Origin of the sequence: Achromobacter aloeverae (genome assembly GCF_004121055.1) — a bacterium.
Lineage (GTDB): Bacteria > Pseudomonadota > Gammaproteobacteria > Burkholderiales > Burkholderiaceae_B > Bordetella_C > Bordetella_C aloeverae.
In genome coordinates this window covers 1-22141 of the sequence record NZ_PYAL01000001.1, presented here as the reverse complement: position 1 = coordinate 22141, position 22141 = coordinate 1, and the positions used below count along the sequence as shown (strand labels likewise).

Annotated in this window: 22 protein-coding genes; 10 read left to right on the top strand and 12 right to left on the bottom strand. The window is 65.4% G+C overall.

The features are described from left to right. Positions 1–104 precede the first annotated feature (104 nt). The gene (locus C7R54_RS00105) at positions 105–1274 is read left to right on the top strand and encodes a mechanosensitive ion channel family protein (protein WP_129148171.1); all 1170 of its coding nucleotides are present in this window, start codon (positions 105–107) and stop codon (positions 1272–1274) included. Positions 1275–1320: 46 nt separating this feature from the next. Here C7R54_RS00105 and C7R54_RS00100 read toward each other — a convergent pair whose 3' ends face one another. Next, positions 1321–2346 carry a GlxA family transcriptional regulator gene (locus C7R54_RS00100; protein ID WP_129149368.1) on the bottom strand — a complete coding sequence of 342 codons (1026 nt, stop codon included), beginning with the start codon at positions 2344–2346 and terminating at the stop codon, positions 1321–1323. A 256-nt stretch (positions 2347–2602) separates the two neighbouring features. Here C7R54_RS00100 and C7R54_RS29100 point away from each other — a divergent pair, with 256 nt between their 5' ends. From C7R54_RS29100 to C7R54_RS00080, 5 genes are all read left to right on the top strand, one after another. Then, on the top strand, positions 2603–3271 hold the full coding sequence (locus C7R54_RS29100) for a DJ-1/PfpI family protein (protein ID WP_240039326.1): 669 nt from the start codon (positions 2603–2605) through the stop codon (positions 3269–3271). Beyond that, positions 3268–3597 (top strand): hypothetical protein, encoded by a 330-nt coding sequence (locus tag C7R54_RS29095; protein ID WP_240039325.1) that lies wholly within the window; start codon positions 3268–3270, stop codon positions 3595–3597. Before C7R54_RS29100 ends, C7R54_RS29095 begins: the two co-directional genes overlap by 4 nt. Beyond that, positions 3566–3778, top strand: coding sequence for a hypothetical protein (locus C7R54_RS00090; RefSeq protein WP_129148170.1), 213 nt, complete (start codon positions 3566–3568; stop codon positions 3776–3778). Before C7R54_RS29095 ends, C7R54_RS00090 begins: the two co-directional genes overlap by 32 nt. Before the next feature lie 251 nt (positions 3779–4029). Further along, a complete protein-coding gene (locus C7R54_RS00085; protein ID WP_129148169.1) occupies positions 4030–4248 on the top strand; it encodes a hypothetical protein in 219 nt (72 codons plus the stop codon). Positions 4249–4373: 125 nt separating this feature from the next. Further along, positions 4374–5345: an ATPase gene (locus C7R54_RS00080; protein ID WP_158021109.1), complete on the top strand. Its 972-nt coding sequence runs from the start codon at positions 4374–4376 to the stop codon at positions 5343–5345. Positions 5346–5443: 98 nt separating this feature from the next. Here the strand turns inward: C7R54_RS00080 and C7R54_RS00075 are convergent, their stop codons facing one another. The 8 genes from C7R54_RS00075 to C7R54_RS00040 all read right to left on the bottom strand — a co-directional run bounded on the left by C7R54_RS00075 (position 5444) and on the right by C7R54_RS00040 (position 13330). Beyond that, positions 5444–6349 carry an SDR family NAD(P)-dependent oxidoreductase gene (locus C7R54_RS00075; protein WP_129148167.1) on the bottom strand — a complete coding sequence of 302 codons (906 nt, stop codon included), beginning with the start codon at positions 6347–6349 and terminating at the stop codon, positions 5444–5446. Positions 6350–6379: 30 nt separating this feature from the next. Next, on the bottom strand, positions 6380–7321 hold the full coding sequence (gene kce / locus C7R54_RS00070) for a 3,5-dioxohexanoate:acetyl-CoA acetone transferase (protein WP_129148166.1): 942 nt from the start codon (positions 7319–7321) through the stop codon (positions 6380–6382). Between the two features lie 70 nt (positions 7322–7391). Then, positions 7392–8114 (bottom strand): ABC transporter ATP-binding protein, encoded by a 723-nt coding sequence (locus tag C7R54_RS00065; RefSeq protein ID WP_129148165.1) that lies wholly within the window; start codon positions 8112–8114, stop codon positions 7392–7394. Beyond that, positions 8111–8866, bottom strand: coding sequence for an ABC transporter ATP-binding protein (locus C7R54_RS00060; RefSeq protein WP_129148164.1), 756 nt, complete (start codon positions 8864–8866; stop codon positions 8111–8113). The genes C7R54_RS00065 and C7R54_RS00060 overlap by 4 nt, the downstream gene beginning before the upstream one ends. After that, on the bottom strand, positions 8863–10182 hold the full coding sequence (locus C7R54_RS00055) for a branched-chain amino acid ABC transporter permease (protein WP_129148163.1): 1320 nt from the start codon (positions 10180–10182) through the stop codon (positions 8863–8865). The genes C7R54_RS00060 and C7R54_RS00055 overlap by 4 nt, the downstream gene beginning before the upstream one ends. A gap of 4 nt (positions 10183–10186) precedes the next feature. After that, complete coding sequence (locus C7R54_RS00050) at positions 10187–11128, bottom strand: branched-chain amino acid ABC transporter permease (RefSeq protein ID WP_129148162.1); 942 nt, start codon at positions 11126–11128, stop codon at positions 10187–10189. Between the two features lie 92 nt (positions 11129–11220). Continuing rightward, positions 11221–12468 (bottom strand): branched-chain amino acid ABC transporter substrate-binding protein, encoded by a 1248-nt coding sequence (locus C7R54_RS00045; protein WP_129148161.1) that lies wholly within the window; start codon positions 12466–12468, stop codon positions 11221–11223. A 70-nt stretch (positions 12469–12538) separates the two neighbouring features. Continuing rightward, positions 12539–13330: an SDR family oxidoreductase gene (locus tag C7R54_RS00040; RefSeq protein ID WP_129148160.1), complete on the bottom strand. Its 792-nt coding sequence runs from the start codon at positions 13328–13330 to the stop codon at positions 12539–12541. Between the two features lie 197 nt (positions 13331–13527). On the opposite strand from C7R54_RS00040, the gene C7R54_RS00035 reads away from it, so the two are divergent. Beyond that, positions 13528–15570 (top strand): helix-turn-helix domain-containing protein, encoded by a 2043-nt coding sequence (locus C7R54_RS00035; RefSeq protein WP_129148159.1) that lies wholly within the window; start codon positions 13528–13530, stop codon positions 15568–15570. Here C7R54_RS00035 and C7R54_RS00030 read toward each other — a convergent pair. Next, positions 15547–16065: a lipocalin-like domain-containing protein gene (locus tag C7R54_RS00030; protein WP_129148158.1), complete on the bottom strand. Its 519-nt coding sequence runs from the start codon at positions 16063–16065 to the stop codon at positions 15547–15549. The genes C7R54_RS00035 and C7R54_RS00030 overlap by 24 nt on opposite strands. 160 nt (positions 16066–16225) lie before the next feature. Between C7R54_RS00030 and C7R54_RS00025 the strand changes: the two genes are divergently transcribed. Together C7R54_RS00025 and C7R54_RS00020 are read left to right on the top strand one after the other, a co-directional pair. After that, positions 16226–17101 carry a LysR substrate-binding domain-containing protein gene (locus C7R54_RS00025; protein WP_129148157.1) on the top strand — a complete coding sequence of 292 codons (876 nt, stop codon included), beginning with the start codon at positions 16226–16228 and terminating at the stop codon, positions 17099–17101. Between the two features lie 224 nt (positions 17102–17325). Further along, positions 17326–17826 (top strand): hypothetical protein, encoded by a 501-nt coding sequence (locus tag C7R54_RS00020; protein ID WP_129148156.1) that lies wholly within the window; start codon positions 17326–17328, stop codon positions 17824–17826. Positions 17827–17838: 12 nt separating this feature from the next. Here the strand turns inward: C7R54_RS00020 and C7R54_RS00015 are convergent, their stop codons facing one another. After that, positions 17839–18735, bottom strand: a complete 897-nt coding sequence (locus C7R54_RS00015; protein ID WP_240039324.1) for an alpha/beta fold hydrolase — start codon at positions 18733–18735, stop codon at positions 17839–17841. Positions 18736–18910: 175 nt separating this feature from the next. On the opposite strand from C7R54_RS00015, the gene C7R54_RS00010 reads away from it, so the two are divergent. After that, complete coding sequence (locus C7R54_RS00010) at positions 18911–19792, top strand: DMT family transporter (protein ID WP_129149366.1); 882 nt, start codon at positions 18911–18913, stop codon at positions 19790–19792. A gap of 46 nt (positions 19793–19838) precedes the next feature. On the opposite strand, the gene C7R54_RS00005 is transcribed toward C7R54_RS00010, so the two are convergent. Further along, positions 19839–22141: RHS repeat-associated core domain-containing protein (locus C7R54_RS00005; RefSeq protein WP_275669675.1), on the bottom strand; the 2303-nt coding region annotated here is incomplete at its 5' end.

Here is a 22141-nt window from a genome sequence, read left to right as displayed (position 1 = left end):
TGACATACGCCGCGGCGATATCCTTGGCCCCGCGCTGACACGGGGCTGCTCCCCTCGCCGTTCCCCTGCATTCAAACCTCCATTTACCTGGAATGAGGAGACGCATGTCCTTGACCGTACTCGATGCATTTTTTACCGATACCAAATTCCTGCAGATTTCATTGGCGAACTGGCTGCTCGCAATCGTCGTCGCCATTGTCGTTTTCCTCGTGGCCCGGTTTGTCATCAGCTTTGTCCGCCGGCGCCTCCGGGCGATGGCGAGCTTGCCGAACGCCCATGTCAGCGCCATCGTGGCCGACGTCGTTTCGAAGACCAGCAACACCTTGCTGGCCCTGGCCGCGTTATTGATAGGCATGGGCGTGCTCGACCTTCCGCAACGCTGGGCCACGCGCCTGGGCAGCCTGTGGTTCGTCGTCGCCATCCTGCAGATTGCCCTGTGGGCGCACCAGGCGATCCTGCTGGCCATGCATTCCTATTTCCGCCGGCACGCCAGCGTGCAGGGCAATCAGCTGACGGCATTGGCCGCCCTTTCCGTATGGGCCGCGAAAGTGCTGCTGTGGGGCATCGTGCTGCTGGCCATGCTTTCCAACATGGGCGTGAACATCACCGCTTTCGTGGCCAGCCTGGGGGTCGGCGGCATCGCGGTCGCGCTGGCCGTGCAGAATATCCTGGGTGACCTGTTCGCATCGCTGTCCATCGCCGTCGACAAGCCGTTCGAGGTGGGAGATTTCATCGTGGTGGGGTCGCTGGCCGGCACCGTGGAGCATGTCGGGCTGAAGACAACGCGCATACGCAGCCTGGGCGGCGAGCAAATCGTCATGTCCAACGCCAGCATGCTGTCGGCCACCATCCAGAACTACAAGCGGCTGCAGGAGCGTCGCATCGTCTTCCAGTTTTCATTGACTCACGACTGCTCGCCGGCGCAGGCCCGCCAGGTGCCGCGCATCGTCGAGCAGATTGTCAAACAGCAGGAAAGGACGCGCTTCGATCGCGCGCATTTCAAGGGCTTCGGCGAAAGCTTCCTGGACTTCGAGGTCGTCTATATCGTTCTGGACCCGGGCTACAACGTCTATATGGACATCCAGCAGGCCATCAACATCGGCATGATGGAATCCTTCGCTGACCTGGGCGTGCGCTTTGCCTTCCCGGCACGCACGCTTTACGTGGCGTCGCTGCCTGAGCCCGGACCGGAGACCCGGCCGTCAGCGGTGGGGAGCGCAGGCCGACGCTCCCAAGCGGCCAACGGGGACGCGCACAGTCCCGGCGCGGCGTAGCGGAATAATCCCGGGGGCGGCCGTCACCCGAAGGGCACGGCGTGGGTCATTCGCGACTTTGATCTCCACCTGGACTATCTTGCCGCTGCGGCCTTGGCATCCAGGGTCCCCGCCCCCGGTACTGCGATGGACTCAGCTTGAATTTTCGCGTGAAGGCCTTGCTGAGGGCGGCCTCTGAGCCATAGCCAGCCAACTGCGCCGCCGACTTTAACGTCGCCCCGTTGTCCAGCGCCGATCGCACCGCCTCCAGGCGCAACTGTTCCAGAAAGGCCCGGGGCGTCACGCCCAGTTCCCGCAGGAAGTGCCGGTGAAAACTGCGCGGGGATTCGCACACCACGCGCGCCATGTCTTCCGTGGTGACCGATGAGCCCAGATGCGCGCGCAACCAGTCGACCAGATCCGCGTAACGGCCCGCCTGGCCCTGCATCACGGTCGAATATTGGGATTGGTTTCCCTGCCGCCGCACGGAAAGATTGAGCTGCCTCGCCACCCTGGTGGCCAGCGCGCGTCCCAGATCCTGTTCGACAATGGCCAGGCACATATCGATGCCCGCCGTGACGCCGCCGGACGTCCAGAGATCCCCATCCTGTATGAACAGGCTGTCGGCGTCGACTTCCACGCCCGGGCAGGACTGACGCAGAAGTCGCGTCGACGCCCAATGGGTGGTCGCCCGGCGACCTTGCAGCATGCCCCAGTGGCCCAGGAGAAAAGCGCCGGTGCACACGGACGCCACCCGCGCCGGTTTTCCCTCTCGATGCCGGCACATCGCGACCCAATGCGCCAGCCTCGCATCGGCGGCGGCCGCGACCAGGCCCGCTTGCTCGCCGCCCACCACCAGCAGCGTGTCCACCGTTCGCGGATCCACCGCATCGATGCTCTCCGCCTGTACGGTCAAGGCGCCGGATGACGCCACCGGCCCCGCCGCCGACGCGCAAATATGCAGGGCATAGCGGGGCGATGCCGCCAGGGCATTTGCCATATGAAAGACGTCGGCGGGGCCTGCCGCGTCCAGCATCTGGAAATCGGCATACACCAGGATGACCAAGCGGTCCGTGCGCGTATCGGGCGCCATGCTCAAGGTCGTCTCCTTCGGCGGCAACGCCATCACATTGACAGGCAGGGATTGGCAGGAATAGACAAGGATATGTCGTTGCTGCCATATAGTACCTATCCCTACCATGACGGCCTCTCATCTCGCCGGAGCGGCATTCATCATGGACAGGAAGTTCTTGGGCGCGGCGGCAATTGTGCTTGCCTGCGGCTGTGGCGCCGTCATTTTTCTCGCCGCGGGGGATGCCGGGGATATCCCTGCGCTCGCGGAATACGGCATGTCAGAGGCGACCGTGCCCGGTCCTCGTCATGTCGACCGCGCTCCCCGCATCGCCGTGGTCGGCCACAACCAGCACACCGAACTTACCGATTTCGTCATTCCGTATGCATTGCTCAAGCGGGCCGAAGTCGCGGAAGTATGGGCGGTCGGTACCGAGCCTGGGCCCATGCGTTTCTTCCCTGCCCTCAAGGCCCAACCGGATCTCGATATCGCGGCCTTCGATGACAGGTTCCCGGACGGCGCCGATTACGTCGTGGTACCCGCCGTGCACGAGGACAACGATCCGCGCCTGCTCGCCTGGGTCCGGTCGCAGTGGGAAAAAGGCGCCGTCGTCGTCGGCGTCTGCGACGGCGCCTGGGTGCTGGCCCACGCGGGGCTATTGGACGGACGCGCGGCAACGACGCACTGGTACTCCCGCGAACGACTGTTCGAAACGCACCCCGCCGTCCGGCGCGTGGACGCCGCAAGGTATGTGGTGGACGGGCGCGTCGTCACCACGACGGGCGTCAGCGCGTCCGTGCCGGTGACGCTCGCACTGATCGAGGCCATTGCGGGAAGGCAACGCGCCCTCGCCATGGCGCGGGCGCTGGGCCTTGCCGCTGGGACGCCGCTCCCGCCGCCTCGCCCTTCCGCCTTGCGCCCAGGCATATCCGCACCGCCGCCTTGAACACATTGATGTTCTGGCGCAAGGAGACCTTCAGCGCGGCCTTGGCGGAGGGCGCGGACGACGTGGTGCTGGCGATCACGACGGACGCCTACGCGCGGACATACCGCGCATCGGTCGAAACCGCCGCGCCGCATCCGGTACGCATGGCCAGCGGTCTGACCTATATTCCGGACCGCGCCGACGAACGGGCGCCTCCCCTGCCCTCAGTATCCGCGCACGATACCTTCAGCGCCGTGTTGGCCGATATCCGCCAGCGCTACGGTTCGCCCTCGGCCGCCTTGGTCGCCCTTCAACTTGAATTGCCAGTCACGCCCCCCCTTCCATGACGACGTCGCCCAGGCCGTGACGCTGGCCGACCGCATCCTGGTGCTGCAAGACAGCGGCTTGGCGTCGGACATCATGCCCGTGTACCTGTCGCCGTCGGAGGGCATGTCCGCGTTCATGGAGGGGGTCATCGTCGCGTGGGCGATCCAGGATCCCGCCGCGGCAGTGGCCTGCGGATCCTAGCTTTGGGCTACCTGGAAAAATGTAACTAAAATATGGCGGCCATATCCCTTTAGCCCCGGACGGTCGCTTTGGCCCCATTTTCATGCTGGCCATAAGACGAGTCGATCCCAATTGCAAAGGGGCGCCTCGTAGCGAGTAGCGCGGCAGATCCACGTTGAGCTCCGCTTGGGCCGATGCGAAGCGCCTTGTTCGCCCTAATGGGCCTGACAGCGTACAATTGAGTCATCTGCCGCACCCGTTTGGGAGCAACCATGCAATCAGCCAGTCACAAGCACGTCCGTATAGTGGAATCCAAGGAGGGTTCCGCGTCGACCATCATGGGCATCGACGAGGAAGCGATTCGCAGCCGCTTTGCGAAGCAGCTTGCGGAGACTACCGCCAAACATGGATTGCCTTCCAGTGATGCCAACATATTGCCCGAGGGCGCCGGACATCGTCCACGCATCCGCGCCGTTGGCGGCATCCGATAGCATTCTCGCATCCGATAAAAGGGGCCGGCAGGCCCTTTTTTCTTTTGCCGCCGGGCCGCCCCAAGGCAAGAGCGCCCCCTGGGGCGACAAACAGAACAAAAATGCACCCTTTACGAGTCCTGATCATGGCCGGGCCCAACGGATCCGGCAAGACCTCGGTCATACAAGCCATTGAAGCGGAATATCGCAAGCGGTCGCAGGATTCGCTTCCCAATGTGATCATCAACCCGGATGTCATCCGCAAGTTGCCTGAGACGCTTGATCTCGCCCGCGCCGAAGGGCTGCATCCCGATCGCGCCGCGCAAAAGGTGGCATTTCTGCATCGTCAGCGGGCGATGGAAGCCGGGCAGGCGTTCGCGTTCGAGACGGTGATGAGCCACCCTACCAAGCTGGCGGAACTCGCCGAACTTCGCGCTGCGGGCTATGCGGTGCAGCTTGTTTTCATAAGCACTAAAAACGCCGACATTAATGTACGACGAGTGGCGTACCGCGTCCGCACGAGGACGACTACCGGCCACGATGTGCCGGAAGATAGAACACGCGAACGCTATGCAAGGACGATGGCGCTATTGCCCGCCGCAATCGAGCACGCCGACCATGCGCGACTCTACGATAACTCCTACGATGGGCAGCCCTACACACGGCAAGCAAGCATTGAGCAGGAAGACGTCGGCCATCTCGCGGGTGCCCGGCGGTTTCGTATCGCGCTGACCGGGACGCCCGAGCAATGGGTCCTTGATGCGATTAAGGCATTGGAGCTACGTCAAGCCGAACGTGATCAGTGCAATGCCTATGCCGCCGAGCATGGTTTTCAGATACAAGCCGCCGACACGGTCCGTGGGAGCTACCAAGGGACGCATGTCGATCCGGGCGTCTCCGGATTTTTTTGCACAGTCGCGGACGCCGATGATCGTCAAGTCCTCACGCTGCATGACTTTTCGAGTTTCACGCCGAGGCAGGTCAGCGAACTCAAATCACGGCCGACGGCAGGCGACTTGAGCATCGCGTATTCCATGACCCATGAACCGAAAATCGGTCTGCCGCTGGGAGCAACTCCCGGCAAACAGCCTTCGCCGCGATTCAAGATCGTGTTCTGAGGTGATGACCCTGCGCCCTACCTTCGGGTCATCTCACCGTGCTCGGCGATGCGCCGGCCGCTTCCGCGGCGATAGCCGGCGGCGCCGGGCATATATCCTCAGGCGCCGGGCAGCGCCATCTGGATTCCCGCCTTGGCGAGTTCGAACTGGCACTGCTCGAAGCCGGTGCCGGGAACCCGCTCCCCTTCCCGGTCGAGGATCTCCGGCATGCGGTCGCGGATCGCCGCCGCCGCATCGGTGGTTTCACCCAGGAAGATGCCCGGTGTCATGGTGACGTAGGCGCTTTCCACGCTGCCGCCGCCGGCCAGCAGGATCTGGCGAGTCGGCGCATCGTCCCCCACCAGTGCAACCAGCGCGGGACTGACGGCCGCGGGCGCCAGGTGCGCCAGCGCTTCGGGCGTGAGCACCCCCTGCGTCATGGCGGTGGCGGCGGTCGGCGCCAGGCAGTTCACGCGGATGCCGTAGCGTTCGCCTTCCAGCGCCAGGGTCTGCATCAGCCCGACCAGCGCCATCTTCGCCGCCCCATAGTTCGCCTGGCCGAAATTGCCATACAGGCCGGATGACGAGGTGGTCATCACGATGCGGCCGTATCGCTGCGCCCGCATGGTTTCCCAGACGGCCTTGACGCAATGGACACTGCCCATCAGGTGCACGTCCATCACCTGCCGGAAGTCTTCCAGCGACATCTTGGCGAAGCTCTTGTCGCGCAGGATGCCGGCGTTGTTGACGAGGATATCGATTCTTCCCCACGTCTCGATGGCCTGCGCGGCCACGTCCTGCATGGCGGCGTAGTCCGTCACATCGCCGCCCAATGCCAGCGCCTGGCCACCCGCCCGGACGATCTCGTCCGCCACGGCGCGGCCCGGCGTGCCCGCGTGCGCGCCCGCGATATCGTTCACCACCACGCGCGCGCCTTGGCGCGCCAGCTCCATCGCGTGGGCGCGGCCCAGGCCGCTGCCGGCTCCGGTAATGATGGCCACGCGGTCCTGCAGGTATTTACTCATGTACGCTCCTTCGATATGGGGGCGACGGGCTCAGATCGCCGTCGCCTCACGGCCCTTCAATCCCAGCATGGCGCGCGCTTCGTCGGGGGTCGCGACCTCCAGGGACAATTCCTCCAGGATGCGCCGGACCTTGGCCACCTGCTCCGCGCACGACACGGCCAGCTTGCCCTTGCCGATGTAGAGGCTGTCTTCCAGGCCCACCCTCACGTTGCCGCCCATGATGGCCGCCATGGTGACCAGCGGCAGCTGGTGCCGTCCGGCGCCCAGCACGGAGAAACGGTAGCCATCGCGGCCGAACAGGCGATCCGCCGTCGTCCGCATGGCGACCAGGTTTTCCGGATCCGGCCCCAGGCCGCCCAGGATGCCGAAGATGCTCTGGATGAAGATCGGCCCTTGCACCAGCCCCTCGTCGACGAAATGCGCCAGGTTGTACAAGTGGCCCATGTCATAGCACTCGAATTCGAACCGGGTGCCGCAGCCCTCGCCCAGGACCTTGAGGATATGCCCGATGTCCTTGAAGGTGTTGCGGAAGATCAGGTCCTCCATGCCTTCGATATAGGGTTTTTCCCAGTCGTACCGCCATTCCGGGATGCGCCGCGCGGCGGGATGGATGGAAAAATTCATCGAACCCATGTTCAGCGAGCACATCTCCGGCTTGGCGCGCAAGGGATAGGCCAGCCGCTCGTCCAGGCTCATGCGCGTACTGCCGCCGGTCGTGATGTTGATGACGGCATCGGTGGCGTCGCGGATGCGCGGCACGAAGGCGTCGAACACGGCGGGATCCGGCGTGGGCCGGCCGTCGCGCGGATCGCGGGCATGCAGGTGCAGGATGGCGGCGCCGGCGCGCGCCGCGTCGATGGCCTGTTCGGCGATCTGGTCGGGCGTCAGCGCCAGGTGCGGCGACATGGACGGCGTGTGGACCGAGCCGGTGACCGCGCAGGAAATGATGACCTTGTCTTGGCTTTTCTTCATGTCGGCTTGCCTTTCATAGGAGTGATCGTTGGCGGAGAAGAACGGCGCACGGACCTCGGTGCACGGCACATCATACGGCCAGCCATTGGGACACCAGCGCCTCGTTGGACTCCAGTTCTTCGGGACGGCCCTCGAAAACGATGCGGCCATGCCCCATCACGCAGACGCGCGTGGACACCTTCAGCGCGATGGTGAGCTTCTGCTCCACCAGCAGCACGGACACCCCCTTGCGATGCATGTCCTGGATGCACTCCCCTACCTGGGCCACGATCTTCGGCGCCAGGCCCTCGGTCGGTTCGTCGATCAGGATGACCAGCGGGTTGCCCAGGAGCGACCGGCACATGGTGAGCATCTGCTGCTCGCCGCCGGACAAGCTGCCGGCCCGGGTATTGCGCCGCTCCTTCAAGCGGGGGAAATAATCGAACATCTGCTCGATCGTCCAGCGGTGGGCGCCCTCGACAGCGGCTTGCTCGCCCATGCGCAGGTTCTCGTCCACCGTCAGGTTCGCGAAGACTTCGCGCGCTTCGGGCACGTAGGCGATGCCCGCGCGGCAGATCGTATAAGGCCGCGCGCCGGCCAGTTCGCGTTCGCGCAGGCGTATGCGGCCCGAGGTGGGCGCTACCAGGCCCATGATGGCTTTCATGGTGGTGGACCGCCCGGAGCCATTGCGGCCGACCAGGCTGACCACCTCCTTGCCGCCGACCCGCAGGTCCACGCCGTGCAGCACATGGCTCTTGCCGTAGTGGACGTGCAGGTTTTCCACGTCCAGCAATGGGGTGTACGCGGCGTTCATGCGGCCACCTCGTCGCCCAGGTAGGCCTCGCGCACGGCACGATCCGCCCGAATTGCCTCCGGCGTCCCCGTGGCGATCACCTGGCCATAGACCAGGACGCTGATGCGGTCACTCAACGCGAACACCACGTCCATGTCATGCTCCACGATCATCAGCGTGCGGCCGGCCGTGGCCTCGCGGATCAGTTGCGCGGTGTAGGCCGTCTCTTCGTGGGACATCCCGGCCATGGGTTCGTCCAACAGGATGAGGCGGGGGTCGGAAGCCAGCGTCATCGCGATTTCCAGGGAGCGTTGTTCCGAATACGCCATTTCGCCCGCCATCGTGGACGCTCTTGGACCGAGGCGCACCAGGTCCAGCAGGCGTCCGGTCTCCGTGCGGATGCGCCTGTCGCGGTCGATGAACCGCCAGAACGCATAGTGCACGCCATGCGCGCGCATCACCGCCAGCCGCACGTTCTCGAAAGTGGTGAGCCGGGGAAAGATATTCGTGATCTGGAAGGATCGCGCCAAGCCGCCCCGGTTGATCGCCTGGGGCGACCGTCCGCCAATCTCTCGTCCTTCGAAACGGATGGCGCCCGAAGACGGCGCGAGCTGGCCGGAGATCAGGTGGAACAGCGTGGATTTGCCGGCGCCATTGGGGCCGATCACCGCATGGCGCTCGCCGGCGCGGACGTCCAGGTCCACGCCACGGATGATGTCGGTCGCGCCAAAGGATTTACGCAATCCAGCTAGCGCGAGGATGGGAGCGGTCATGCCAGTTCCTCCTTGCTTTCGTCGGCGCCCGTGCCCACCGACGCGGACTGTGACGCCATGCCGTCGCTGCTGGGCCGCCGCGGGTCCTCCTGGCATTCCAAGCGCTCCAGGCGCCTGCGCGATAGCCATAGCGACAGCGCGCCACCCGCCAGCAGCAGCGCCGGCACCATCCAGGTCAGCGGCGCGCCCGGATGCCAGGCTCGGTCGAACAACGAGACATCGGGCCAGGGCTTGCCGGCATTGAGCTGCACCAGGGACCGATAGTCCAGCGAGAACAAGCGTTGCAGCAATTCCAGCAGGAACACCGTGCCGGCGCCGAGCAGCGCCGCCCCTGCCACCGCCAGCGCGAAGACGCCCGCCATCCGTCCCGTGCCGTGCCGCTCGCGCAAGCGACTGGCCACGCCCGCGATCCCGCTCAAGCCGGCAGGCATGAACATCATGACCAGCACGAAGAGGATGCCCTGGTAAAGCAGCCAGGACTGGGTCAGGTCCGATACCGCATAGCCGAAGAACGTCATCAGCGCCGCGCCCAGGGCGGGTCCGAGAAACACTTGCACGCCGCCGATATACGTATTGAGCACGGCGGCCGCGGACAGGGAGGGATCGAACAGCACGTAGTTGGCCGACTCGTTGGAGATCACCTGCAATCCGCCCGCCATGCCGGAGAACATGGCGGAAATGGCGAAGACGGCGGTGCTCAGGCCGTGCACGTTGTAGCCGAGGAAGCGCAGCCGCTGGCTGTTCTCGCGCAGCCCCACCGTCAGCCGGCCCAGCGGCGTGCGGGTGTAGAGATAGAGCAGCACCAAGGCCAGCAGGACCCAGGCAAGCGTCAGGTAGTACACCTGGGTGGTGGACCCGAAGTCCAGGCCCCAGGCCGGCATGCGCATGGTGGACAGACCGGCCTCGCCGCCGAACACGCCTTTCAGGTGGGGCGCCAGCGAATGCACCAGTTCGGCGATGGCCAGCGTGATCATCGCGAAATACGTGCCGCTGCGCTTGGTCGCGAACCACCCGGCGACGCCGCCGAACAGCAGGCCGCCCACGGCGCCGGCCAAGGGCATCAGCGGCGTGGGAACCAATCCCTCGCCGCCCAGCGCGTTCATGGCGTGTACCGTGGCGAAGGCGCCGACACCGAAATATGCCGCGTGGCCGAAGGACAGCATGCCCGCCTGGCCGCACAGCAGGTTGTACGCCGACGCGAACAGCGCTGCGATGAGCATCTGGATGGCTGCGTTCAGGAGCCCTTGCGACAGCATGCCGGGCAAGGCGACCAGCAGGATCACGCCCGCCAGGCAGGCGATCAGGGAGTTCTTCATCGCATCATTCCTTCTCGCCCATCAGTCCGCCCGGCCGCACCAGCAAGACCAGCAACATGAGCGCAAAGGGCAGCGTGGCGGCCAGGCTGCTCACCTTGAGCGTCAACAGGCCGCCCACGCCGCGCGCCCATTCGCCCGCCCCCACCAGTTCCAGCAGGTCTGCCAGGCTGCGATCCACGCCCACGGCCAGCGAGGTGACGATGCCGATCAACAGCGACGCCAGCAAGGCGCCCGGCAAGGAGCCCAGGCCGCCGACCACCACCACTACGAACACCATCACGCCCAGCTCCAGCGCCATGTTCGGATTGGTCGTATAGAAAGCGCCGGCGACCGCGCCCGCCAAGCCCGCCAGCGCGGCGCCGGCCCCGAACACGCCCATGAACACCAGCGGTACGTTGTGTCCCAGCGCTTCGGCCATGCTGGGCCGATGGATGGCCGACCGCACGACGATGCCCACCCGGGTGCGGGTCAGCACCAGGTAGATGGCGACGAACATGACGATGGCGATCGCGCCCATGATCAGCCGGTAGGCCGCGTATTGCGTGCCGCCGATGCTGAACGCGGAAAAGTCCAGCGCCTGTGGCACGCGGTAGTCGACCGGATAGTTGCCGTAGAACAGCTTGATCGACTCCGCGATGATGAACGACAGGCCGAAGGTGACCAGCAGCTCATGGGCATGCCCGTGGCGATGTACGCGGCGCAGGAAGTAGCGCTCCACTGCCACGCCGACCAGCCCGACCAGCACGGGGGACAGGATCACGGCCGGCCAGAATCCTATCCTGCCCTGCAGCGTATAGGCGAAATACGCCCCCAGCATGTAGAACGAGGCATGGGCGAAGTTCAGCACCCCCATCATGCCGAAGATCAGGGTAAGGCCGGCTGAAACCATGAACAGCAGCAATCCGTAGACGACGCCGTTCAGTAGGGAGAATAGAAGTTGTTCCATGGCATCCGGACGGCGGTCGCGGGCGTGCGGGCGCGGCCCAATGGACCGCCCGCGACCGCCGGATTGACGTTGCACCCTTGGTCGGGCTGGCCTCAGCCCGGCCGCTTCATCTTGCAAGTGGCTTGCACCGGCGTGGACGCCTCTTGCGCCGACAGCAGCAGCACCGGCCTGAAGCCCATGTCGGTCCCGTCGACCTTGATCTTCGCCTCGCGCGAGACGGTCGACACCACGATGGGCAACTGCGCCTGGTGATCGGCCGCCCGCATGCTCATTTCGCCCATGGGGGTGGGGATGCGCGTGGTCTCCAGCGTCCGGGCGAATGCGTTGACATCCAGCGCCCCGTTCTTCGCGGGCGTGTGCTTGAGCGCCTCGGCGACCATCTTCATGCCATAGACGGTCTGCGGCTCGACGAATACCGGCACGTGGCCGGTCTTGGCCTTGTAGTCGTCGACGAACTGCTGCCCTTGCGGACCGTTGGCCTCGGCATTGAAGGTGTGGGCGACGAAGTTGCCCAGCGCCAGGTCGCCGGCATTGGCGATGTTGCCGGGCTGGTCGAGATAGACCGTACCATAGTGCGCCTTCAGCCCCGCCGCCTTGGAGGCCTTCATCAGCAGCAGCAGGTCGTTGGACCAGTTGCCCGTGATCACGGTGTCCGCGCCCGAAGCCGCGATCTTGGCGACATAAGGCGCGAAATCCTGGATCTTGCCGACGTCGTGCAGGGTTTTTTCGACCACGGTGTAGCCGCCCAGCTTCTGGTCGTCCACGATGGCCTGTTCCATGTCCTGCCCCCAGGAATAGTTCTGGTTGATGGCATAGACCTTGGTTCCCAGCGCATTGGCCTTCTTCATGCCTTCGACCAGGGCCTTGGTGCGGACCTGCGCGTTGCCGGCGAAGCGGAAATGATAGAAATTGCACTTGTCGCCGGTCAGCTCCAGCGCCTCGGCCCCCATATTGATGTAGACCATCTCCTTGCCCGGGTTACGCAGGTTGTGCTTGCGCACGTCCTCGGTGATCTGCCCGCCAATCGCCGACGAGGCCCCCTGCACGACGATGCTCACGCCGTCGGCCGCGGCGGCTTTCAGCTTGTCCGCCGCGCCGGCCGGGCCGCCCTGGTTGTCGTACTCCAGCAACTGGATCGGCTCGCCGTTCCAGCCGCCCGCCGCGTTGATCTGGTCGATGGTGTAGCGCACGGCGGCCCGGTAGGCCTGGCCCGTGGACGCCTGCGGGCCGGACAGGGTCTCCACCAACCCGATCTTCACCGGCGCGGCCGCCGCGGGGAAAGCCCCCATCGCGGCCACGGCCGCCGTCACCGCCATACCCGTAAAGTGGCGCTTGTTCATGTCTGTCTCCTGGTTTTTTTCTGGTGTAGGGATGGGGCAGGCGTATCCGCCCCGGCACTGGGCATCTTCCTCAGAGGTACTCCATATTTCCGTCCACGCTGATGGCCTGGCCGGTGATGTTGCGCGCCGCGGGCGAACACAGGAACAAGGCCATGGCGGCGATATCGTCGGTGGTGACCATGCGGCGCAGCGAGATCTTGCGCAGGTATTCCTCGCGCATGGCCGCGGCCGATATGCCGGACGCGGCGGCGCGCGCGCCGATGACGCCATTCATGCGTTCGCCTTCCACCGTGCCGGGAAGGATGGCGTTGACCCGCACGCCCTGCGGCCCCAGTTCGATGGCCAGCGACTTGACCAGGCCGACGATGGCCCACTTCGTCGAGGCATAGGGCGTGCGCAAGGCATAGCCCAGCCGCCCCGCGACCGAACTCATCGCGATGAGGCAGGGATCGTGGCTGGATTGCTTCAGCAAGGGCACCGCGCGGCTGGCGAAATAGAAATGGCTGTTCAGGTTGACGTCGACGGTTCTTTCCCAGTCCATCGGGCGGATTTCTTCCACCGGCCCGGTCGGTCCGGCAATGCCGACATTGTTGACCAGCACGTCCAGGCCACCCAGCGCGCCGCGGACGTCGTCGAACACGGTGTCGACATCGCCGGCCACCGCCGCGTCCGCCACGCTGGTCGTGATTTCGGGGGATTCGGCCGCCAGGCGGTCCAGCGCCGTCCGGTCGATGTCGCACACGTGAACCCGCGCGCCGGCCTCGCGAAAGGCGCGGGCCACCGCCGCGCCGATGCCCGACGCGCCCGCGCTGACCAGCACACGCAGCCCGCGCGCCGGGCGCAACATATCGATGACGCTCATGTTCACCTGCTTGTCTCCATGATCTTGTAGCAGCAGTGTCCACCGAATACCGGGCCAGGACTATGTGCGTCATGCACATAGGATTGCCCTTCTTGATATGATGTTTGCACTTTGTGCAGGGACTGCCTCCGTCGCCGCGCCGCCACGCAAGGTCTTTCCTGGCTCTCCTGCCCACCCAACCCAGGCCCCGTCCCACCATGACGCTTCCTTCCCCCGTCCCCGGCGAGACCATGGCCGCCCCGGCCCCCTACCCGGCGGAATCGGTGGTCGGCGAGCTGCTGGCCCTGCTGAACGGCAATGCCCCCGCGCAGGAATTCGCCACCCGCCTTGCCGCCCTCGAAGCGCTCCCCGACGCGATGGCGCGCAAGCAGGGCCTGATCGAGCTGGCGCGCATGGCGATGGCCCTGCGCAACCGGCTCGACCAGCACGAGCAGCGCGAGCGCGGCATGCTCGCCGTCATCGAATCGGCGCAGGACCTGTCCGCGCGCTTGGACCTGCCGGAGCTGCTGAAGGCCATCGTCACCCGCGCGCGCGACCTGCTGCGCGCGCACCTGTGCTGGCTCACCATCTACGATGCGGCCATAGGAGAATTCAAGGTGGTGGTGGCCGACGGGGCGATCGCCACGCGCACGGGCAGGATGACGGCGAAGCGCGACCGGGGCGTGGCGGGCATCGTCATGTCGACCCGCATGCCCTTTTCCACGCCGGACTATCTGCACGACAACCGCTTCACCCACGACGCGGACCTGGACGATATCTTCCGCGACGAGGGGGTGGGCGCGCTGGTGGGCGTGCCCTTGATCTGGAATGACGATGTCATCGGCCTGCTTTTCGTCGCCGACCGCTACCACCGCACGCATACCGCGCTGAACGTCTCCATACTGTGCACGCTGGCGACCCATGCCGCGGTCGCCATCCACAACGCCAAGGCCTTCGCCGACGCCCAGGCCGCCGTCGAGCGCGCCGACCTCGCGCGCGCCGAACTGGAGCGTCACGCGCGCGATGTCCAGGCCGCGGTGGAAGCCCACGAACAGCTGACGTCCCTGCTGGCGCGCGGCGCTTCCCTGGGCGAACTGTGCCAGTCGATCGCGCAACTGTTGCAAGGCAGCATCCTGGTCCTGGACGAGGCGCTACAGGTGATCGGCGGCGCCGACGCCCCGGACTATACCGGCACGGCGGCCCGCCGCTACGAACCCTACGGTGCGCATAGCGCCGACTTGACCCAGGCCTTGCGTGAAAGCCGCCGCGCCGGCCGCTCGACCATCGCCTATGAAAGCGACGGCGAGCTGTGCCGCGGCATCGCCGTCATCGGCGGCGACGGCGTGCTGGGCGCGGTCCTGCTGTTCCGGCGGGAAGACATGCGCGACAGCTTCGTCCGTACGTTTGAACGTAGCAGCAGCGTCATCGGCACCGTGCTGCTTTCGCAGGAACGCATGGAGGCCAGCAAGAGCCGCGCGGTCTCCGAACTATTGCGCACGCTGGTCTCGCCGCGCCAGGGCGAGCCCGCGCTGGCGCGCGACCGCGCCGAGCGCTTCGGGCTGGACCTGGCGCGGCCGCTGGCCTTGATGCTGGTGGAGCTGGACCCGTCCGGGGCCGGCTTCATGGCGCGCCGGCTGCGCGCCAGCCTGGTGCTGCCCGGGGTGGCGCTGGACGAGATCGACGGCGTCCTGACCCTGGTCTGCGGCGCCGCGCACGCCGAAGCGCTGCGCGCGGCCGTCGAGGACCATGCCCGGCGCGCCGTGGGGACCGCCTATCGCGGCGTGGTGTCCCGCCCGGCGCACGGCGCCGCGGAACTGCCGGCGCTATATGCCGCGCTTCGGCGCGCCCTTGCCGTGGTGGGCCGCCTGGGCATGCGTGGCCGCATCGTGGCCCAGAACGAGATGGCGGTGTATTCCATCCTGTTCGAAACGCAGGATCGCGCCAGCCTGGCCCAGTTCCTGGACACGGCCATCGGCCCGCTCGTCGACCACGACCGCAAGCGCGGCACCGACTTGGCGGCCACCCTGCTCGCCTACCTGGACAACCGCCAGAACGCTTCCGTCACCGCCGCCCAGCTGGGCATCCACGTCAACACCATGCGTCAACGGCTGGCCAGTATCGGGGCGCTGATCGGCGCCGTCTGGAACGACGCCCACCGGGCATTGGAAATCCATCTTGCCTTGCGGCTCTGGACCCTGGATGTGGCGGGGGCGCCCGCTACCGGCCGCCCCCGTGGCTCAATTCAGGCGCCGCCAGATTGAAATGGGCACGTCGCCGTTGGGACGCGCCGTTACGCGATAACTCAGCACGCCGTCCTTCAAGTCATAGCTTCGTTTCTGCTCCTGCCCCTCCCAGTTGGGAAAGGAGGCGTTCTGGATGTGAAAGGTCAGCGTGTGGTCGGCCCCATCGACGCTGACGGTGCCGAAGTGCGTACTCGATCCCATGGCGGCGGCCTTGTACTCCTCCGGCGTGGCCGCTGCCTTGTCGGGTGAAGCGAAACGCGGGCGCTCCGCCTTGAAGATCTGCAGGGAATAGCGGCCCTGCGCGTCGATGACCAGCAAGCCCTTGGGCGCCGCGCCATAGTCGCGGCCCCGCGTACCGTCTGGATGCTGGACATCCGCCGCCACCAGGGTCCACGTGCCCGCCAGGGGACTGCGGGCAGGCCGCGGCTCCGCCTGCGCGGCCACGCCTGACAGGATGCTGGCAAGAAAAAAGGCGCCTACCGCGCCGTGCTTGAAAATCGTTCGACGATGCATGACTGCTCCAAAAGCAAATCGAGTGGATGTGCGGCCTGGTCCCGGCGCGATGCAGGCATGAATGCCGGTCCGGGACCCAGTACCGCAGCCTTTGATGATAGGCACTCGGGCGGGGCGTGGATGCGATAATTCAACACCCTTGCTTCAGTAAAACCGCATCATGGCCTTGCCCAATCTTGATATGGACGCGTTAAGGACGTTCCTGGTCGCCCAGCAGTTGGGAAGTCTGCTACGCGCGGCGGAAAAGATCGGCCGTTCGCCTTCCGCCGTCAGCCAGCAGATGCGCAAGCTGGAAGAACAGGTCGGCCAGCCGCTCTTGCGACGGCAAGGACGCGGCCTGGCCTTGACGGAGCCCGGCGAGCAACTGCTGTCCTACGCGCGCCGCATACTGGATCTCAATGATGAAGTGCTGCGCGCGGTGCGCGGCGCCTCCCTCGCGGGCGCCGTGCGCTTTGGCCTGCCCGGCGATTTCGCGGAGACCTGGTTGCCGGTGGCGCTGGGGCATTTCAAGCGAACGCATCCGGGGGTCCGCGTGGAGGTTGCCGTCGAACGCAACGGCGCCTTGCTGGAACGGCTGGACCGCGGCGAGCTCGACCTCGTATTGGCCATGGGCTATGAAAAGCGCCCCGACGCCGAGCCTGTCGCCACGCTGCCCATGACATGGATCGGCCCGGCCGCGGCTGGCCAGGTCCTGGACCCGCGCGCGCCCCTGGACCTGGCCTTGTACAACCCGCCCTGCTTCTTTCGCCGCGCCGGCCTGGCCGCGCTGGACAAGGCGAACATTCCGTGGCGGCTGGCCTATACCACCGCGAGCCTGAACAGCCTGTGGTCCGGCGTCGCGGCGGGCCTGGGCATTACCTTGCGGACGGCGGCCGGGCTTCCGCCTTCGTTGAAGTGCCTGGGCGAGACGCAAGGCCTGCCGCCCTTGCCGGTTGTCGAACTGTGCCTGCATGGCGGCGGACGGGACGCGACCCCCGCCTTGTCACGGCTGCGACAGGTGGTGATGGAAAGCGCGGCGGCGAACCTGCCGCTTTGACTCCGTCCAGCCTGGGCCGAGGCGAGGATATGGCGCCGCTGCCCGGCGCTGACGTCCCGCTACCTGGAACGCCGCGGCACGCGCCGCTGTTGCGCGCCGTCGCGCCGGACCTGCGGCAAGGCCGCCGGGAACCCGCTCCGGAAAGCGTCGCCACGGGCGACTGCCCACGGGCGCACGGTATGATGCCTGTACTACGGACCAAAGAATCCAGGAGCAGTCCCGCAGTGAACGATATCGAAAGCCCGGACGCGGATGCCGGCGAAGATCGCAAGATCCAGGAAGCCAGGTTGTGGCGCGACGACGGCTGGACCGCGCGCGTCATCAAGAACGAGGACGATGACGGCTGGGCCGTGGAAATGACCCAGGACGGGCAGTCCGAGCCGGCCCTGGTCGGGCCCTGGACCATGGGCCGCGACAAGAAGAATCCCAAGCCGCTGGACCCGCCCGCGTTCTTCACCCTGGTCAAGACGGCCAATGAAGTCCTGCGCCGCCATGAACAGCAATTGCACGCCACGCTGCACAAGAGCGTGCGGATAGATACCGCCGATGGGCGCTTGACCGTCAAGCTGGACATCGTTCCCGACGAGGACGACCCCTACGCCCTGCTCAGCGCCTACGATGCATCCGGCGAGCAACTGGCCGAGATCCGCGTCGCTCCCACCTACAAGCTGAACGCGCAGCGCGCCTCGGACTGGGCCGCCGGCGGCTTCGGCAACAGCGGCTGAACACCCCCACGGTCACTGCGGCAGCGAACGCTCCCAATCGACCAGCGCGTCGACCACGGCGCCTGGCTCCTCGGGCACCAGCGCATGGCCCGCGCCCGGGATGACGACCAGCGTCACGCGGGCGCCGAATTCGTCCTTCACCTCGTTGCGCGTGGACGCCGGCTTGAACGGGTCCTGGCCAGCCTGCAAGTCCAGCATCGGCGCCTTGCCGCCCGACCACCAGTCGGACTGCTTCGTGGCCTTGCCCGCCAGGCGCTGGCTCTCATTGACTTCCGGATACCAGCCCTTCAGCCAGGCGCCGGCGTCATGCCCCGGTGCGAAGAACGCGAATTGCAGGGACTTCAACCTCTCCGCATCGGGCAGCGATAGATCCGAACTGCGATCCACGTGTTCGCTCAATCCAGCCGGATAGCGCTTGGCGGCGGCGGCGACGATCGCGACGCCGCGCACGAGTTCCGGATGATCGACGCTGGTCGTGCGCGCGACCCAGTTGCCGAACGCGTGGCCGACGATGACCACCGGCTGCCTCGCCTGGTCGCGGATGACCGCGGCGATGTCATTGCCCAGGTCGTGCAAGGTGATGTTCTTCATCGGCCCGGTGCTCTGTCCGATGCCGCGCGGCTGCGGGCGCAGCACCCGGTAGCCCCGTGCGGCCAGGCGCTGGGCGATCTCATCGAAATCCTCGGCGCCGCGGCCGCGCGACGGCAGCAGCACCAGCGGCGTTCCCTTGCCTTCCTCGATCACATCGATGCGGACATCGGGGGCGGCCTGGACCAGGACGTGATGGCGCGCGGCATCCGCGTCGGCATTCAGGTGCGGATTCGGGTTCGCATTCGCGGCCAGTGCGGCGTGCGTGCCCAGGAAGCCGCAGGATAGCCCCAGCGCCAATGCCGCCATTTTGATCTTCATGACTGTCTCCTACTGCCTTGCGGGATCCTCGGGGAGGGATCCACAGGGGGCTGATCATAGGATAAATCGCGCGCTGGCGGGAGCGCGCCGCCCGCCCTGGCGATCTGGCCTGGCGATCCGGACCGGTGCCCTGGCCCGGTGCCCTGGCCCGGAATAGGCAGCTATCATGCGCGGCATGACAGTCTCCACACGCCATCCCTCTCCGCTGGCCGGCATCGCCTGCGTGACAGCGGGAATTTTCTGCCTGACCTTGAGCGATGCCCAGGCCAAATGGCTGGGCCAGTTCTACAGCCCGATCCAGATCCTTTTCATGCGTGCGGCCATCGCGCTGCCCGTGGTGCTGGCCGCGGTCACCGCGCTTGGCGGCCGACGCAGCCTGCGCACGCAATTCCCATGGATACACCTGCTGCGCGGCGCGCTCAATATGGTGTCGGCCAGTTGTTTCTATATCGGCCTGCGGCATTTGCCGCTGGCCGAGAACACCGCCATCGCGTTCGCCGCGCCGCTGTTCGTGACGGCCCTGTCGGTGCTCGCGCTGAAGGAGCAGGTCGATGGCGCCCGGTGGATGGCGGTCGCCGCGGGTTTTGCCGGCGTGCTGGTCATCGTGCGGCCGACCTCGTCGAGTTTCGACATGGCCGCATTGTGGCCGCTGGCCACCGCGCTGCTGTATGCCGTGATGATGATCACCGCGCGCGCCATCGGCGGCGGCGAAAGCATGCTGACGACCATGTTCTATATCGTCGCCGCGCAATGCGTCTGGAGCGCCCTGGCCGTGCCCTGGTTCTGGACGTCGCCCGCCTGGGATCATGCGCCCTACTTCGCCGGCGTGGCCTTGTGCTCGACCCTGGGGTTGACGTTGATCACCCAGGGTTTTCGCATCGGTCCCGCATCCGTGGTCGCGCCGTTCGACTACACCGGGCTCATCTGGGCGACGCTCCTGGGTTGGGCCATCTGGAATGAACAACCCGACCTCGCGACCTGCGCCGGCGCGGTCTTCATCGCGGGTAGCGGTGTATACATCGCGCTGCGCGAGAGGCGGCAGGGGCGACGCCGGTGATCAGTGGGGGGATGCTGAATATTCTGGCTTGTTGGAACGGCGATCCCTAGGCCATTAAGTAATGACAGCCCCCTCCGCGCCTTTTTATAAAAATATATAGATCGGTCCTGCGTCTCGGATCATCCTTCAACATGTAGTCACGACGCCAAAGCGCAGTCGGAAAAGCCCCCATGTGATCGACTAACGTGTTTACGTATGCTCCGAAATCCGTCTGATAAATGAAGGCATCGAACCCTGGCGTGTTGCGGCTCCAACGCTCACAAAAGATCCCGAACGCCGGACTGGGCAAAGGCACATGGGTGCCGCGGTACTCAACCAGATCTTTTAACGAACCGTCGGTGGCGTCGCTATCTATCTGCAGGAAATCGACCTCTTTAAGCGAGAGTCCCCGGCCCCTGGCCTTGCCCATATGAAAGAGCGTAACGTCATCCGCGGAATACTCAGGCGAGTCCTGGGGTCTGGTCGCCGTCAGTAGCCGAATTTTCTTTTCGGAAATCTCGGTTCTGAATTCGTGTCCAGGCCGCTGTGGATCCAATGTCTCGTATCTATAAGTCGCGCGTTCCGAGCGCGCGGAGGTGACTATGGATTTCAAATGCACCAGTTCATTGGATATATGGGTCTGGCGCAGCCCGGCTGCGTAATCGTACTCATAGCGCTCGCGGGGAGTCCGTTGCGACGAGGTTCCAAAACGGATTTCTTGCGCGGTCATCCATTGTTCAAAGTTTTCGCCGGCCCCGTCAAAATCGCCGTGGGTCGAAACATATCCCGTTCCCCCCTGGCGCATCCCGCGCTCGATAAGTGAGGCCACTTTCTCGTCCCACTTATCATCCTGTATCCCTGCAATTTCGCAGAGCAATTTGAACGCCCATCTTTCGGAGAAAGATTTATCCAAGGCTTGAAATTCACGGTCATAGACATAGGACACCAAGGAGTCCCATGCCTCTCCGGCGGCACGCCCATGATCCTCTTCGATTGCTTGCCTGACCGAAGGGTGCAATGCCCAGGCCCAAGGCTCCTTCCCTCGCGTCCAATGCGAGTAATAAGGTACCCAATCGATGCCGAACTCGCCCATTTGCGTCCTTAAGCTTCTCTCCTCATCCGCGACCCGACCGGCCGACAGTGGATTGGGCGACGGCGGATCCGCGGGCGCCGACGTGACGGCGACGCGCGCATCGTTCAAGGCAACTGCCCGTTCTGCCTCGAATTCGCTCGTACTGGCGTCCGCTCCAGGTGCATGGAATGGCAGGATCTGCTCAAAGGTCGATGCCGCTGCCCGGCTTGTACTGGGAGCGCACAGAGGGGGAATGAATCCCGGTGCGTAGTATGACGGCACGTCATCGTCGGCGGTTGGCGATACTGCCGAGCTTGGCCCGGGACAGGCGTCTTCTGGATCGAACTCCGGCTCAGGGTGCAACCATGAACTCGAGCCGTCACCTTCGTCGTCTGACTGAACAGGCGAAATGGTGGATCGCGGTTTTTCTCCGATGGTTCCGTAAGCGTCGACCATGGTGACGGAGTTGTTGTTCACCATGCAATAGAGATTCTGGCTGTCTACCGTACCCGCGGGGTCGGGGTTGATCCATCGCCCTATCCAGGGCTGGTAATAGCGCAGGCCGTAGTAATAAAGGCCAGTCGCATCACGCTCCTTGCCGGAATAGCGGATGAACTTGTAATTGACTTCGCTGGTGGTGCGCGATGCCAATACCGCCGTGCCGCCGTAGGGGTAATACTCCTCCTGGCTGATGATGCCGCCGTCCTGGTCCGTTTCGATCGTGCAGGAGTTCTGGCGGTCGTTGTATTGATAGCGCAGTTGCAGGTTGGGGATGTTCGTGGGTTTTCCGGCGCCGCCTGCCCAGTTCAACACGCGCGCGCCGTCGTCCAGCACGATGACCTCCAGCTGCTCTCCCGTGCCGGTGTCGTTGCGTAGCTCCAGGCCGGGAAGATAGCGGGTGTCGACGTGGTTCCAGGCGCTGCCCGCCTGGCTGCTGCCGTACTTGCGCACTCGCTGGCCATCGCCATCGTAGGCGTATTGTTCGCGATCGCTGTTGTCCCAGGCGCCATTCCCCCCGCTTGAGGTCCGATAGGTGGTGACCACGCAATACAGCTGATGCAAGGGCGTCCAGTACATGGGCTGGTTGGCGTTGCCATCCACGCAGATGCTCTTGCCCGCCGCATCGAAATAGGTGTCGATGTTGTCCTGCGTCGCGCCTGGGTATCTGGCTGTGGACACGGCGCGATTGCTGGTTCGACCCACGACCAGGTTGCGCGTGGCCGATGGACCGGTCCAATCGGTGCTGCCTAGGGAAGTGAGGTTGCCGCCGAGGTCGTAGGTGTAGGTCCGCGTGTACG

Coding starts and splice junctions, on each gene's coding strand:
- C7R54_RS00055 (WP_129148163.1), bottom strand. CDS start 10,182: ATGAAGAACTCCCTGATCGCCTGCCTGGCGGGCGTGATCCTGCTGGTC.
- C7R54_RS00025 (WP_129148157.1), top strand. CDS start 16,226: ATGGCCTTGCCCAATCTTGATATGGACGCGTTAAGGACGTTCCTGGTC.
- C7R54_RS00030 (WP_129148158.1), bottom strand. CDS start 16,065: ATGCATCGTCGAACGATTTTCAAGCACGGCGCGGTAGGCGCCTTTTTT.
- C7R54_RS00010 (WP_129149366.1), top strand. CDS start 18,911: ATGACAGTCTCCACACGCCATCCCTCTCCGCTGGCCGGCATCGCCTGC.
- C7R54_RS00065 (WP_129148165.1), bottom strand. CDS start 8,114: ATGAACGCCGCGTACACCCCATTGCTGGACGTGGAAAACCTGCACGTC.
- kce (WP_129148166.1), bottom strand. CDS start 7,321: ATGAAGAAAAGCCAAGACAAGGTCATCATTTCCTGCGCGGTCACCGGC.
- C7R54_RS00075 (WP_129148167.1), bottom strand. CDS start 6,349: ATGAGTAAATACCTGCAGGACCGCGTGGCCATCATTACCGGAGCCGGC.
- C7R54_RS00060 (WP_129148164.1), bottom strand. CDS start 8,866: ATGACCGCTCCCATCCTCGCGCTAGCTGGATTGCGTAAATCCTTTGGC.
- C7R54_RS00100 (WP_129149368.1), bottom strand. CDS start 2,346: ATGGCGCCCGATACGCGCACGGACCGCTTGGTCATCCTGGTGTATGCC.
- C7R54_RS00015 (WP_240039324.1), bottom strand. CDS start 18,735: ATGAAGATCAAAATGGCGGCATTGGCGCTGGGGCTATCCTGCGGCTTC.
- C7R54_RS00085 (WP_129148169.1), top strand. CDS start 4,030: ATGCAATCAGCCAGTCACAAGCACGTCCGTATAGTGGAATCCAAGGAG.
- C7R54_RS00050 (WP_129148162.1), bottom strand. CDS start 11,128: ATGGAACAACTTCTATTCTCCCTACTGAACGGCGTCGTCTACGGATTG.
- C7R54_RS00045 (WP_129148161.1), bottom strand. CDS start 12,468: ATGAACAAGCGCCACTTTACGGGTATGGCGGTGACGGCGGCCGTGGCC.
- C7R54_RS00040 (WP_129148160.1), bottom strand. CDS start 13,330: ATGAGCGTCATCGATATGTTGCGCCCGGCGCGCGGGCTGCGTGTGCTG.
- C7R54_RS00105 (WP_129148171.1), top strand. CDS start 105: ATGTCCTTGACCGTACTCGATGCATTTTTTACCGATACCAAATTCCTG.
- C7R54_RS00035 (WP_129148159.1), top strand. CDS start 13,528: ATGACGCTTCCTTCCCCCGTCCCCGGCGAGACCATGGCCGCCCCGGCC.
- C7R54_RS00080 (WP_158021109.1), top strand. CDS start 4,374: ATGGCCGGGCCCAACGGATCCGGCAAGACCTCGGTCATACAAGCCATT.
- C7R54_RS29100 (WP_240039326.1), top strand. CDS start 2,603: ATGTCAGAGGCGACCGTGCCCGGTCCTCGTCATGTCGACCGCGCTCCC.